A 12,448-nucleotide genomic window follows, 5' to 3' on the forward strand; every position below is an offset into this window, starting at 1 on the left:
GCGTTGCTCCGGCTTTGTAGGAGCCCACCCCTGTGGGCGATTGACCGCACGCCCGGCCCATGGCCAGAAAACTGCTGCGTCAGACCCGCCAGGCGCATCAGTTGTTCTCGAGGATGGCGTGGCCCACAGCGGTATTGGATGCAGGCACATGGTAAAAGCGGTGACGCAGCGTGGGTGCAGGGCCTGTGGCTTGGCCGCCTTCGATGTCACTCATGGCGCCACGGGCAATCAACCACATGACCAGCTCAATGCCTTCGCTGCCCGCTTCGCGCACGTAGTTGATGTGCGGCATCGCTGCGCAGGTCACAGGGTCGTTGATCATCATGTCCAGCCAGTTGTTGTCCCACTCGCGGTTGATCAGGCCAGCACGCGCGCCCTGCAACTGGTGGCTCATGCCGCCGGTGCCCCAGATGTGCACGTTGAGGTCTTCGTCGAAACTCTCGACCGCTTTGCGGATAGCCTGGCCCAGGTTGAAGCAGCGCTGACCGCTGGGCACGGGGTACTGCACCACGTTCACAGCGAACGGGATCACCGGGCAAGGCCAAGCGTCTTTGACCGGGTCTTTTTCGCCACACATCAGCGACAGGGGCACCGTCAGGCCGTGGTCCACGTCCATCTTGTTGACGATGGTCAGGTCAAAGTCCTGCTGGATCACGCTTTGCGCAATGTGCGAAGCCAGCTCGGGGTGGCCTTTGACGACCGGCACAGGGCGCGGGCCCCAACCTTCATCAGCAGGCTGGTACTCGGCGGCGGTGCCGATGGCAAAGGTCGGGATCATGTCCAGACTGAAGGCCGTGGCGTGGTCGTTGAAAACCAGGATGATCACATCGGGCTTGTTGTCCTTCATCCATTGCTTGGAGAAGTCGTAGCCCGCAAACACGGGCTTCCAGTAGTCTTCTTGCGTTTTGCCCAGGTCCATGGCCGCGCCGATGGCGGGGACATGCGAGGTGAAAACGGATGCGGTGATTTTGGCCATGTGTTGTTCTCTCAAATCAATTGGAGTCATCAGACAAGAGGTGGGCCCCCATTAAGGTTTTTTGCCTGCGGCGCCTTGGGGCTGGTTCTGTGCTTGGGCGCTGCCGTTTTCGCCAATGTAGCGATTGCCTTGCACGCTGCGGCCGCCAGCGATCATCATGTTGCGGTATTCCTCTTCGGTCATACCGGTCATGGAGCCCGCCATTTGCTGGAAGCTCTTGCCATCGGTGGCACCGATCTTGGCCAAAAAGTAAATGTTGCCGCCGGTGCGCATGCACCAGTTCAAGTCTCGCGCCAACACGGCCTGCTTTTGCTCTTCGGTCATCTGCCACTCGTCCAGATAGGCGCGTTCATCGGCCTTGAAGCGCTCACGGTTTTCAGCCTTCATGAGCGACATGCAAAACTGGTTGATCCAGTAGCCTTTGCGCGATTGCTCCGCGTCAAAAATGATGGTGCCGGGTACGTCGGTGTAGGGTTTGTCTAATGCCATGTTGAACCTTTCAGGTCGATGGTGATTGCTGCAGGAGCCCACCCCCGTGGGCGATGGTTTGTGGACCCTCAACGGTCTCATCGCCCACGGGGTGGGCTCCTACAAGGACGTTTACGCCTGCTCTTCAGGCCAGTACAAGCGCATCGGGTTGTCGACCAGCAGTTTCTTTTGCAACTCGGCAGTCGGCGCGATGTGCGGGATGAAGTCCACCAAGAGGCCGTCATCGGGCATGTGGTCTTTCAGGTTGGGGTGCGGCCAGTCGGTGCCCCAGAGCACGCGATCGGGGAACTCCTCGACAATGCGTTTGGCAAACGGGATCACGTCTTGGTAGGCATTTTGCTCACCGCTCAAGGCCTTGGGGCCAGTGACCGACAAACGCTCGGGGCAAGACACTTTGCTCCACACGTTTTGGTGCTCGCGCATGAACTTTTGGAACAGCGCAAACTGCGGGCCGTCCACCGGCAGCGACACATCGGGGCGGCCCATGTGGTCCACCACCACGGTGGTGGGCAGCGCGGTGAAAAAGTCCCACAGCTCGGGCAGGTCCACCGCTTCAAAGTAGATGACCACGTGCCAGCCCCACTTGGCGATGCGGCTCGCAATCTCCATCAGCTCGTCCTTGGGCGTGAAGTCCACCAGACGCTTGACGAAGTTGAAACGCACACCGCGCACACCGGCGTCGTGCATGGCTTGCAGCTCGGCATCGCTCACGCTGCGCTTGACCGTGGCCACGCCACGCGCCTTGCCGCCCGAGTTGACCAGCGCATCGACCATGGCGCGGTTGTCGGCGCCGTGGCAAGTGGCTTGCACCACCACGTTGCGAGCAAAGCCCAGGTGGTCGCGCAATGCGTAGAGCTGGTGCTTGGAAGCATCGCAAGGCGTGTACTTGCGCTCAGGCGCATAAGGGAACTCGGCACCGGGGCCAAACACGTGGCAGTGGGCATCCACCGCGCCAGCGGGCACCTGAAAGCGGGGTTTGCTGGGGCCGGTGTACCAGTCCAGCCAGCCGGGGGTTTTTTCAAATTGCATGGTCGTTTCTCTCTTTGAATCTCTGGAATCAATCGGGTTTGATGTTGGCCTCGCGCACCAGCTTGTCGTAGCGCACGCGCTCAGAGCGGATGAGTTGCGTGAACATGTCGGCGCTGCCGGGCACGACTTCGCCGCCCACGGCGCTCATGCGCTCACGCACCTCTTTGGTCTGCAGGGCTTTTTGCACCTCGGCATGCAGCTTGGCCACGATGGGCTTGGGTGTGGCCGCTGGGGCCACCAGGCCGTACCAGACCGAAGCTTCAAAACCGGGAAAGCCCGATTCGGACATGGTCGGCACATCCGGGAAGTTGGCGCTGCGGTTGGGGCTGAGCACACCCAACACCTTGAGCTTGCCGCTGCGCACATGGGGCAGCACTTCCAGCGCATTGACCGCCACCAGCGGCAACTGCCCGCCGATGGTGTCGGTGATCGCGGGCGAGCCGCCCCGGTAAGGGATGTGCTGCAAATCGATGCCCGCGGCACGGGCAAACAACTCGATGGCCATGTGCGGCGTCGAGCCGTTGCCCGGTGTGCCATAGGCGATGCTGTTGGGCTTGCCCTTGGCCGCTTCAATCAGTTGCTTGACGTTGGCAAACGGCGCATTGGCATTGGCCGCAATGACCACCGGCACACGGCCGATCAGCGAAACAGCCACCAGGTCTTTCTCGGCATCAAAGGGCTGAGGCTGGTACAGCGACATGTTGGCCGCCAGCGCGTTGGCCGCCATCATCAGCGTGTAGCCATCGGGCTCGGCCGTGATCACCGATTTGACGGCGATGTTGGTGCCAGCGCCGGGCTTGTTCTCGACGATGAAGGCCTGCCCCAAGCTGGTCTGCAGACTCTGGCCGATGGTGCGCGCCACCACGTCCACCGCGCCACCGGCGGCATAACCCACCACGATCTTGACCGGCTTGCTGGGGTAGTTTTGGGCCAAAGCCGAAACGCACAATCCCAGCGTACCGATCAAAAGCGCCAAGTGTTTGCGAATCGTCATGTCTTGTCTCCTGTTGGGGTAAAGCCGGGTCAGTGCAATGCACCCGTCTTAAGGTTGACGTTCAGTCGATGTACTTCAGACCCGCAGCCGCCAAGGGCTCGCGCATCTTGTACATGTCCAGGCCCAGCACGCCCGAGGCGAGCTTGGCGCGTTTTTCGCCTTCGTTGGCTTCGCGCGCTTGGGCGGTTTCCAGCGTCTTGGCTGCGATGGCTTGGGGCACACAGACGACGCCATCGTCATCGGCCACGATCACGTCGCCGGGGTTGACGATCATGCCGGCACACACCACGGGGATGTTGACCGAGCCCACGGTGGCCTTGATCGTGCCCTTGCTGCTGATGGCTTTGCTCCAAACGGGAAAGCCCATCTTGGTCAGCTCTTTCACATCGCGCACACCGGCGTCGATGATCAAGGCACGTGCGCCACGGGCCATGAAAGACGTGGCCAGCAGGTCACCAAAATAGCCGTCGGTGCATTCGGCGGTGATGGCCGCGACCACGATGTCGCCGGGCTGAATCTGCTCAGCGGCCACATGCATCATCCAGTTGTCGCCGGGGTGCAGCAGCACGGTCACAGCCGTGCCGGACACCTGCGCGCCTGCATAGATGGGGCGCATGTAAGGCTTCATCAGGCCGACACGGCCCATGGCTTCGTGCACGGTAGCCGAGCCGAGTGCCGCCAAGCCGTCGGTGGCTGCGCGGTCCGCGCGGGTCATGTTGCGGTAAACAACGCCGAGTTCGTACATGGTTTTCTCCTGAAAGTAATTGGGTTCTGACCCCAATTGTTCTTCTTCCTATGCAAACGCTTGGGGACTTCGTAGGAGCCCACCCCTGTGGGCGATGGCTTGTGAACGCTTGCCGTTTGTTCAATGCACAAACATCCCATCAAACCATCGCCCACGGGGTGGGCTCCTACAAGAAGGTCATTGGCCTTTGGCTTTGAGCTGATCGTCCAGACGCTTGAACACGCGGCGGGCGTTGCCCTCAAACACCATGTAACGCTCCTGCTCGTTCAGGTTGGCCGTGCCTTGCACGTAGCGCTTGGTGTCGTCAAAGTAGTGGCCGGTTTCGGGGTCGATGCCGCGCACCGCGCCGATCATCTCGGACGCGAACAAGATGTTCTTGACCGGGATCACCTTGGTCAGCAGGTCGATGCCCGGCTGGTGGTACACGCAGGTGTCAAAGAAAATGTTGTTCAGCAGGTGCTCGGACAACAAAGGTTTTTTGAGTTCTTGCGCCAGACCGCGGAAACGGCCCCAGTGGTAAGGCACCGCGCCGCCGCCGTGCGGGATCAAGAACTTCAATGTGGGGAAGTCCTTGAACAGGTCGCTGGTCAGGCACTGCATGAAGGCGGTGGTGTCGGCGTTCAGGTAGTGCGCGCCGGTGGTGTGAAAGCAGCTGTTGCAGCTGGTGCTCACATGGATCATGGCGGGGATGTCGTACTCGACCATCTTTTCGTAAATGGGGTACCAGGCCTTGTCGCTCAATGGCGGCGAAGTCCAGTGGCCGCCCGATGGATCGGGGTTCAGGTTGATGCCGACGTTGCCGTACTGCTCCACGCACTTGACCAACTCGGGAATGCAAGTGGCCGGGTCCACACCGGGCGACTGGGGCAACATGGCCGCAGGCACGAAGTTATCGGGGAAGAGTTGCGCCACGCGGAAGCACAGCTCGTTGCAAATGGCCGCCCAGGTGGACGAGACATTGAAGTCGCCGATGTGGTGCGCCATGAAGCTGGCGCGGGGGCTGAAGATGGTGATGTCTGAGCCGCGCTCTTTCATCTTGGCCAGCTGGTTGGTCTCAATCGTTTCGCGCAATTCGTCGTCGCTGATTTTCAGCTCGGACACTTTGGGCATGGACGCGGGGTCTTTGATGCCCGCAATTTGCTTGTTGCGCCAGTCTTCCAGCGCCTTGGGGGCGGTGGTGTAGTGACCGTGCACGTCGATGATCAAGGGCTGGGTTTGGCTCATGTCTGTTTCCTGGGTGATGGGTCTCTTGTAGGGCGGCGTCTGTAGGTCGGCGGCTTCAGCCCCGACAAGGTGCAGCTGTGACGCATGTCGGGGCTGAAGCCGCCGACCTACAAGAATTCAAGCGCCGATTGTGCAGTCTGCCCCCGCCCAGGCCCAGCCTTTGCAACATCTACCAGCTAGAACAAATTCGCATAACCAAGCCATGGATATGACAAAATCACGCCCACAGAAAGGGTTCCCATGGACCTCAAACAGCTGGAATACTTTGTGCGCGTGGCCGAGCTGGGCAGCTTCACCCGTGCCGCGCAAGCACTGAACATCGCCCAACCCGCGCTCAGCCGTCAGGTGCGACTGCTCGAAGTGGAGCTGAGGCAAAACCTGCTGGTGCGCAATGGGCGGGGCGCCACGCCCACCCAGGCGGGGCAACTGCTGCTGGAGCACGGCCGGGGCATCTTGCACCAGGTCGAGCGAGCGCGTGAAGAACTGGGCCGGGTGCGCAGCGGCTTGTCCGGCCGTGTGGCGCTGGGTCTGCCGCCCAGCGTGGCGCGGGTCATCACCGTACCCCTGACCCGTGCTTTCAGACAGCGCATGCCCGAAGCGCAACTGTCCATCAGCGAAGGCCTGTCGAGCGCCATGCAGGAAAACCTGCAAAACGGCCGCTTGGACATCGCCGTGCTCTACAACCCCAGCCAGGTGCCCGGCATCGAGCACACCCCCCTGGTGCGAGAAGAACTGCTGCTGGTGCAACCCCGCCCACCGGGCCTGCAAGAAGACCCGCCTCCGCCGCCCATCACCTTGAAAGCAGTGGCCGCCCTGCCCCTGGTCATCCCCACCCGGCCCAACGCCATCCGCATGCATGTGGAGTCAGAAATGGCCGCCATGGGCTGCCGCCCGCAGATTGCACTGGAGATCGACGGCGTGAGCGCCATCCTGGATTTGGTGGCCGATGGTGCGGGTTATGCCATCCTCTCGCGCAACGCCGTCATGCGCTCGGTGCGGCCTTCGGCGTTCTCGGTGCGGCCTCTGTGCGATCCACCGCTGACCATCCAGCTCAACACCGCCGTCAGCTCACTGCGGCCCACCACTTTGACGCAGCAAGCCACTTTGGCGCTGATCACCGAAGTGGCTGAGCAGTGGCTCAAGCCCTGATCAAAACGGGTGATGCTGCAACACCAGCAGCAAGGTGCTGAGCGTGAAAAACGATCCGATGGTGGTGAGCAGCAAAGCCGCCGCGCTGATGGTGCCGTGGCCGTGGCGCTGACTCAAGATGGTGAAGATGCCCAGCATGGGCAAGGCGCCCGAGAGCAAAGCGGCCGACCGCAAAGCCGGATCGGCCACCGGCATCACAAAGCTCAGAACCACAAACATGGCCAGCGGGTGCAAGAACAACTTGCCCACAGTGATCTGCGTGACCGTGCCCTTGAGGCCTTCGGCCTTCAGACCCACCAAAGAGCCGCCAATCACAAACAGCGACAAGACCATGCTGGCTTGGGCGAACAAAGTCACCGTGCGGGCCAACGGCGCCGACAGCGCCAAGTCAAACCAAGAGAACACAAAGCCACCTGTGATGCCCCAGATCATCGGGTTCTTGACCAGGTTCTTCAGGGTCTGCGCGATCACCTGCTTCCACTGACCGGCAGGACCACCCTGTGCATCGGCCACGGCCAACAAGAAGGGGATCATCAGCAAGTTTTCAACCACCATGTTCAGCGCCAAGGCCACACCGGCCACCGGGCCCAGCGTCAAGAGCATGATGGGGTAGCCCACAAAACCGCTGTTGGGACACGACATGCCCATGGCCATCATGCTGCTGTAGCTCAAGGAGTGGCCTTTGACTTTGCGTGCCCACAACAAGCCCAGCAGTGCCACCGCAAACGAACCCAAGGCATAGGCCAGCAAGTAATGGCCGTTGAGGATTTCACCGATGCGCCGCTGCGACAAGGCGTTGAACAGCAAAGCCGGCAAGGCCAGGTTGAGGGTGAACTTGCCAAAGACCTGCATGTCGCTTTTGACAAACATGCCCCGGCGGGTGAACACATAACCCAGCGCAATGGCCAGGTAAATCGGGCCGGTGATGCCCAGGATATGGAGGGTGGAATTCATGGCAACCGTCACTGAATGGCTTGGCATCGCGCACAGGGTGCGGCTCCTACAAGCGTCAGGATCACAGGTCCAGCACGAGGCGCGCTGTCTGGCTGCGCGAGCAGCAGACCATCATGCAATCGCCTTTTTCCTGCTCCTCGGGGGTCAGGTACATGTCCCAGTGATCGGGCTTGCCCGCCACCACCTGGGTGAGGCACGTGCCGCAAATGCCTTCCGAGCAGGAGAAAGGCACGTCGTGCCCAGCGTCCTGCAAGACTTTGAGGATGGATTCGTCCTTGCTGACCTTCAAGGTCTGGCCGCTTTTTTGCAGCTGCAGCTCAAAGCTGCCGTCTTCAGAAATCGGGGTTTGGGTGAGATCGGTCGCGCTCATGCGTTCACTTCCTGGTTTTGTTCTTCGGCCAAAAGGCGGTCAATGATACGGCGCGACTGCACGCCGCCTGAATCGATGTTGAGCATCAGCAATTTGCGGTCAGGCCACTTGCTGATGTTGGCTTGCTGCAATTGCAGCATCTCCATGTCTTCATTGAAAATGCCGCCCTGCCCGGTGCGGATTTTGTCCGTGATCGCTGCATCGTCAGGCTTGAACTGGCGCGCCATGCCCCAGTGGTACCAGTGCGAGGTCTCGGTCTCGGGCGTGATGAAGTCCACCACCACGCTGTAGGCCTTGTGCTCGGGCGCGGCGTCAAAGCCGCCCTTGCCCGCCAGCGCCACGCCGACGTCGATCATGACGTGGCTGGGCGGCGTGAAGCGGCAGATCTGCCAGCGGTCCACTTTGGCCTGCGGGTCAAGGCCATTGGCACTCATGGCCATTTGCCAAAACGGCGGGGCCTGAATGCCTTCCATGTGGCGCTGCAAGATGACTTGGTCGCCCTCAACTGAGGTGGTGCAAGGCGTCTCGTCGATCTCGGGCTGGCCGATGCTGGTCGCGTGCACATAGGTCTCGTGCGTCAGGTCCATCAGGTTGTCGATCATCAGGCGGTAATCGGCCTGGACGTGGTACAGGCCGCCGCCATAAGCCCAGGCGGGGTTGTCAAAGAACTCGAACACCGGCATCTTCGCCTCGTCGGCCTGGCTCTGGTCACCGGGCCAGACCCAAACAAAACCATAACGCTCGACCACGGCAAACGCTTTGACGGCCGGAAAGCCGCGCACGCGCTGACCGGGCATGTGCACGGTTTTGCCCTCGCAGCCCATCTCCAGGCCGTGGTAGCCGCACACCAGCTTGCCATTGCAAACCTTGCCCAGCGACAAAGGCGCACCGCGGTGCGGGCAGAAGTCTTCGACCGCCGCGACCTTGCCATCCGGGCCTTTGAAAAACGCCATCTGCTCGTTGCAAATCGTGCGGCCCAGCGGTTTGTCGCCCAGGGCGTTCAGATCGTCCAGGGAGCAGGCCACGTACCAAGTGTTTTTAATGAACATGTTTCGCCTCTTTCATCCAAATCAAAGCTTGCGGGCCACGCCGAGCAGACTGTCCAGCAGTTCAGGGTTGTCGCGCAGCGCCTGGGCATCGCTGGCGTGCACCACGTTGCCGTGGTCCAGCACAACAGCGCGGTGGCTGATCTTCAAGATCGCTTGCGGGTGTTGCTCCACGATGATGGCCGACAGCCCCTCTTCGCGGGTGATGCGGGCAATCGCGCGCAGCAGCTCTTCCACGATGATTGGGGCCAAGCCTTCGAGCGGTTCGTCCAGCAAGAGCAAGCGCGGGTTGAGCACCAGCGCCCGGCCCACCGCCAGCATCTGCTGCTCGCCGCCCGACAGCTGCGTGCCCAGATTGGTCTTGCGCTCGGCCAGGCGCGGGAACATCTCGTACACCCGCTCGGGCGACCAAGCGCGACTGCCACGCGTGTTGCGCCCGGGCCGCTCCACCGCCGTCAGGTTTTCGTGCACCGTGAGCGATTTGAAAATGTTGCGCTCTTGCGGCACCCAGCCAATGCCAGCAGCTGCTCGCTCGTGCGATGGCAAAGTGTGCAGCGGCTGACCGCCCAGAAAGATCTTTCCGCCGTGCTGGCGTGTTGCGCCTGCCAACGTGTCCATCAGCGTGGTTTTGCCGGTGCCGTTGCGGCCCAGCAGCGCCAGGGTTTCGCCTTCGCCCAGCGAAAAGCTGATGTCGTTCAACACCACGGCCTCGCCGTAACCGGCACTCAGGTTTTCTAGCTTCAACAATTCAGCCATGGGTCACCTCCTCGCCATGCCCCAAATACACCGCCTTGACCTGCGGGTCGGCCGCAATCGCTTCGGGGGTGCCTTCGGTCAGCACCGCGCCATTGACCAGCACGGTGATGCGGTCGGCAAATTCAAACACCAGGTCCATGTCGTGCTCGATCAGCAAGATCGACACTTCGGCGGGCAGCGCCGCCACGGTCTGCAAAAGCTCTTCGCGCTCACCCGCAGGCACACCGGCCACCGGCTCGTCGAGCAGCAGCACTTTGGGCTCGCAAGCCAGCGCAATCGCCATCTCCAGCAAACGGCGCTTGCCATAAGCCAGGTGCTCTGTGCGTTGGTGCATGACTTCGGTCAGTCGGAACAATTCAAGCAATGCTTCGCAGCGCTCGACCACGGCCTTGTCTTGACCCAGCACCGACCACCAACGCCCGCCCAAGCCCCGCTGCTGCGAGACCACCATGGCCAGCGTTTGCAAAGGCGTCATGCTGGCGAACAGCTGGTTGATCTGAAAAGTGCGCACCAGACCTCGGCGCACACGCTGGTGGGGTGCGAGCTGGCTGATGTCTTCACCCAGCAACTCGATGCGGCCCGATGTGGGCGGCAGCACGCCGGTGAACAAATTGATCAGCGTGGTCTTGCCCGCGCCGTTGGGGCCGATCAGCGCATGGCGTGCGCCCAAGCGCAATTCAAGATTCACGTTGTCGGTGGCGGTGATGCCACCGAATTGTTTGACGAGGCCCTGGGCCTTCAACACAACGGGTGCATTCATGACAGCTTGGTTCATTGCACACCACCTTTCTGATCGGCAGCGCGGCCAAACCACAGCCAGGGGCGAATCAAACGCTCACGCCCGACCAAGACCAGCACCACCAAAAACAGGCCAATCCAAAACGTCCAATATTGCGGCGTGATGCCCGAGATCACGTCGTGCATGAGCTTGAACACCACCGCGCCCACCACACCGCCATAGAGCCAGCCCACGCCGCCGATGACCAGCATCAGCATCACGTCGGCCGAACGCTCCAGCGCAAACACATCGAGCGAGGCAAAGCCGGTGGTCTGCGCCATCAAGGCGCCTGCGGCCCCGGCCAATGCGGCTGCCACGGTGTAGACCACGGCCAAACGGTTGTGCACCGGTATGCCAATCGCCATGGCACGCAGCGGGTTGTCGCGCACCGCCATGAGCGTGGCACCCCAAGGCGAATTCACCCAGCGCCGCGCCAATGCAAACAAGACCATCAACACCGTCAGCGAATACCAAGCGGCGGTCTGACCGTACAGATCAAATTCAAAACGACCGAGCACCGGGCCCATCATCACGCCCTGCAAACCGTCAGAGCCGCCCGTGAGCCAGTCCAGCTTGTTGGCCAGCTCCATCAGGATCAGCGCCATGCCCAGTGTGACCATCAGACGCGTCAGGTCGGTGCCGCGCAAGATGGTGAGCGAACACGCCGCGCCCAGCAGCGTGGCGCAAAAGGTGCCAAACAAGAGGCCCACCACGGGGTCGGGCATCACATGCTTGGCAAACAAGGCAGAGGCGTAAGCGCCCAAGCCCAAAAACGCCGCATGGCCCAGCGACACGATGCCGGTGTAGCCCAGCACCAAGTCGAGCGACACGGCAAACAAGGCGACGATGGCGACCTCGTTGACGATCAGCGCATGGCCCGGCACCAGCAGGGGCAAGGCAAATGCCACCAGCCAGACCAAAGGCTCCCAGCCCCGCATGCGGGCAGCGGACAAAAGTTGGGTACGCGCATCCTTGTGCGCGTTCAAAAGTGTCTTCATGTCAACGGCCTCCCTTGCGCACAAACAGCCCTTGCGGACGCCAGATCAAAATCGCGATCATCAGTGAATACACGATGAAAGAACCGAGCTTGGGCATGTAGTACTTGCCAGCCACATCGGCAATGCCCAAGAGCAGCGCCGCCCACAACGGCCCGGTGATCGACGAGGTGCCGCCCACGGCCACCACGATCAAAAAATACACCATGAACTTGAGCGGAAAGGTCGGGTCCAAGCCCAGCACCTCGGCGCCCAGCGCCCCGCCCAAACCGGCCAAGCCCGAGCCCATGGCAAAGGTGGCGGCAAAGATCAAATTCACCCGAATGCCCAGGCCAGCAGCCACACGCGCATCGTCCACACTGGCGCGCAAGCGGCTGCCAAAGCGGGTTTTGGCCAGCACGTATTGCAAACCCACGGTGAGCGCCGCGCACACCGCGATGATGAACAGGCGGTAGTGGCCCATGCCTAAGGCAAAGACTTCGCCGTCCCACAGCTCGGTGCGGCCGCGCAGCCAATCGGGCAGCTGCATGATCTGCTGCTGCGAGCCCATCAAATAGTCCACACTGGCCACAGACATGAAGGCCAGGCCAATCGAAAACAGCACTTGGTCCAGATGCGGCTTCTTGTACATGTGGCGGTACAGCGTGCGCTCCAGCACCGCGCCCAGCAAGGCCGTGCCCGCAAAAGCCACCGGCAGGCACAGCAAGAACGGCACGTCCAAACGCTGCATGAGCACCACTGTGAGGTAGCCGCCCACCATGGCAAAAGCACCGTGCGCCAGGTTGATGAAGTTCATCAAGCCCATGGTCACAGACAGGCCCACGGCCAAGATAAAAAGCAGCATGCCGTAGGCAACGCCGTCGAAAAGAATGGTCAACATGTGATGGGTACAAATGGTTTTTTGTAGGAGCGCACCCCGTGCGCGAAGTGCGGTGGATGAACG

At 61.4% G+C, this 12,448-nt stretch carries 14 protein-coding genes; 1 reads left to right on the forward strand and 13 read right to left on the reverse strand.

The window, feature by feature from the left end; all coding sequences use genetic code 11:
- Positions 1–97: 97 nt before the first annotated feature.
- The 6 genes from B9Z52_RS11545 to B9Z52_RS11570 form a co-directional block, all read right to left on the reverse strand.
- Complete coding sequence (locus B9Z52_RS11545; RefSeq protein WP_108413999.1) at positions 98–976, reverse strand: class III extradiol dioxygenase subunit beta; 879 nt, start codon at positions 974–976, stop codon at positions 98–100.
- A 51-nt stretch (positions 977–1,027) separates the two neighbouring features.
- Positions 1,028–1,465 carry a protocatechuate 4,5-dioxygenase subunit alpha gene (gene ligA, locus B9Z52_RS11550; protein ID WP_108414000.1) on the reverse strand — a complete coding sequence of 146 codons (438 nt, stop codon included), beginning with the start codon at positions 1,463–1,465 and terminating at the stop codon, positions 1,028–1,030.
- A 111-nt stretch (positions 1,466–1,576) separates the two neighbouring features.
- A complete protein-coding gene (locus B9Z52_RS11555; RefSeq protein ID WP_108414001.1) occupies positions 1,577–2,494 on the reverse strand; it encodes an amidohydrolase family protein in 918 nt (305 codons plus the stop codon).
- Positions 2,495–2,522: 28 nt separating this feature from the next.
- Positions 2,523–3,488 (reverse strand): tripartite tricarboxylate transporter substrate binding protein, encoded by a 966-nt coding sequence (locus B9Z52_RS11560; protein ID WP_108414002.1) that lies wholly within the window; start codon positions 3,486–3,488, stop codon positions 2,523–2,525.
- Positions 3,489–3,549: 61 nt separating this feature from the next.
- Positions 3,550–4,233: a 4-carboxy-4-hydroxy-2-oxoadipate aldolase/oxaloacetate decarboxylase gene (gene ligK, locus B9Z52_RS11565; protein ID WP_108414003.1), complete on the reverse strand. Its 684-nt coding sequence runs from the start codon at positions 4,231–4,233 to the stop codon at positions 3,550–3,552.
- A 177-nt stretch (positions 4,234–4,410) separates the two neighbouring features.
- On the reverse strand, positions 4,411–5,439 hold the full coding sequence (locus B9Z52_RS11570; RefSeq protein ID WP_108414108.1) for an amidohydrolase family protein: 1,029 nt from the start codon (positions 5,437–5,439) through the stop codon (positions 4,411–4,413).
- Positions 5,440–5,697: 258 nt separating this feature from the next.
- On the opposite strand from B9Z52_RS11570, the gene B9Z52_RS11575 reads away from it, so the two are divergent.
- A complete protein-coding gene (locus B9Z52_RS11575; RefSeq protein ID WP_108414004.1) occupies positions 5,698–6,606 on the forward strand; it encodes a LysR substrate-binding domain-containing protein in 909 nt (302 codons plus the stop codon).
- On the opposite strand, the gene B9Z52_RS11580 is transcribed toward B9Z52_RS11575, so the two are convergent.
- From B9Z52_RS11580 to B9Z52_RS11610, 7 genes are all read right to left on the reverse strand, one after another.
- Positions 6,607–7,560, reverse strand: a complete 954-nt coding sequence (locus B9Z52_RS11580; RefSeq protein WP_108414005.1) for an AEC family transporter — start codon at positions 7,558–7,560, stop codon at positions 6,607–6,609.
- A 61-nt stretch (positions 7,561–7,621) separates the two neighbouring features.
- Positions 7,622–7,930 (reverse strand): 2Fe-2S iron-sulfur cluster binding domain-containing protein, encoded by a 309-nt coding sequence (locus B9Z52_RS11585; RefSeq protein WP_108414006.1) that lies wholly within the window; start codon positions 7,928–7,930, stop codon positions 7,622–7,624.
- Positions 7,927–8,979, reverse strand: a complete 1,053-nt coding sequence (locus B9Z52_RS11590; protein ID WP_108414007.1) for an aromatic ring-hydroxylating dioxygenase subunit alpha — start codon at positions 8,977–8,979, stop codon at positions 7,927–7,929. Before B9Z52_RS11590 ends, B9Z52_RS11585 begins: the two co-directional genes overlap by 4 nt.
- Positions 8,980–9,000: 21 nt before the next feature.
- A complete protein-coding gene (locus B9Z52_RS11595; RefSeq protein ID WP_108414008.1) occupies positions 9,001–9,732 on the reverse strand; it encodes an ABC transporter ATP-binding protein in 732 nt (243 codons plus the stop codon).
- Positions 9,725–10,492 carry an ABC transporter ATP-binding protein gene (locus B9Z52_RS11600; protein ID WP_233251935.1) on the reverse strand — a complete coding sequence of 256 codons (768 nt, stop codon included), beginning with the start codon at positions 10,490–10,492 and terminating at the stop codon, positions 9,725–9,727. Before B9Z52_RS11600 ends, B9Z52_RS11595 begins: the two co-directional genes overlap by 8 nt.
- A gap of 11 nt (positions 10,493–10,503) precedes the next feature.
- A complete protein-coding gene (locus B9Z52_RS11605) occupies positions 10,504–11,508 on the reverse strand; it encodes a branched-chain amino acid ABC transporter permease (protein ID WP_233251936.1) in 1,005 nt (334 codons plus the stop codon).
- Between the two features lies 1 nt (position 11,509).
- Positions 11,510–12,385, reverse strand: a complete 876-nt coding sequence (locus B9Z52_RS11610) for a branched-chain amino acid ABC transporter permease (RefSeq protein WP_108414010.1) — start codon at positions 12,383–12,385, stop codon at positions 11,510–11,512.
- Positions 12,386–12,448 lie beyond the last annotated feature (63 nt).

Source organism: Limnohabitans sp. Jir72 (assembly GCF_003063575.1).
In the GTDB taxonomy this organism is placed as follows: Bacteria; Pseudomonadota; Gammaproteobacteria; order Burkholderiales; family Burkholderiaceae_C; genus Limnohabitans_A.

Bases quoted from the DNA above. Each gene is read 5' to 3' on its own strand.
- B9Z52_RS11545 (WP_108413999.1), bottom strand. From the start codon at position 976: ATGGCCAAAATCACCGCATCCGTTTTCACCTCGCATGTCCCCGCCATC.
- ligA (WP_108414000.1), bottom strand. From the start codon at position 1,465: ATGGCATTAGACAAACCCTACACCGACGTACCCGGCACCATCATTTTT.
- B9Z52_RS11555 (WP_108414001.1), bottom strand. From the start codon at position 2,494: ATGCAATTTGAAAAAACCCCCGGCTGGCTGGACTGGTACACCGGCCCC.
- B9Z52_RS11560 (WP_108414002.1), bottom strand. From the start codon at position 3,488: ATGACGATTCGCAAACACTTGGCGCTTTTGATCGGTACGCTGGGATTG.
- ligK (WP_108414003.1), bottom strand. From the start codon at position 4,233: ATGTACGAACTCGGCGTTGTTTACCGCAACATGACCCGCGCGGACCGC.
- B9Z52_RS11575 (WP_108414004.1), top strand. From the start codon at position 5,698: ATGGACCTCAAACAGCTGGAATACTTTGTGCGCGTGGCCGAGCTGGGC.
- B9Z52_RS11580 (WP_108414005.1), bottom strand. From the start codon at position 7,560: ATGAATTCCACCCTCCATATCCTGGGCATCACCGGCCCGATTTACCTG.
- B9Z52_RS11585 (WP_108414006.1), bottom strand. From the start codon at position 7,930: ATGAGCGCGACCGATCTCACCCAAACCCCGATTTCTGAAGACGGCAGC.
- B9Z52_RS11590 (WP_108414007.1), bottom strand. From the start codon at position 8,979: ATGTTCATTAAAAACACTTGGTACGTGGCCTGCTCCCTGGACGATCTG.
- B9Z52_RS11595 (WP_108414008.1), bottom strand. From the start codon at position 9,732: ATGGCTGAATTGTTGAAGCTAGAAAACCTGAGTGCCGGTTACGGCGAG.
- B9Z52_RS11600 (WP_233251935.1), bottom strand. From the start codon at position 10,492: ATGAATGCACCCGTTGTGTTGAAGGCCCAGGGCCTCGTCAAACAATTC.
- B9Z52_RS11605 (WP_233251936.1), bottom strand. From the start codon at position 11,508: ATGAAGACACTTTTGAACGCGCACAAGGATGCGCGTACCCAACTTTTG.
- B9Z52_RS11610 (WP_108414010.1), bottom strand. From the start codon at position 12,385: ATGTTGACCATTCTTTTCGACGGCGTTGCCTACGGCATGCTGCTTTTT.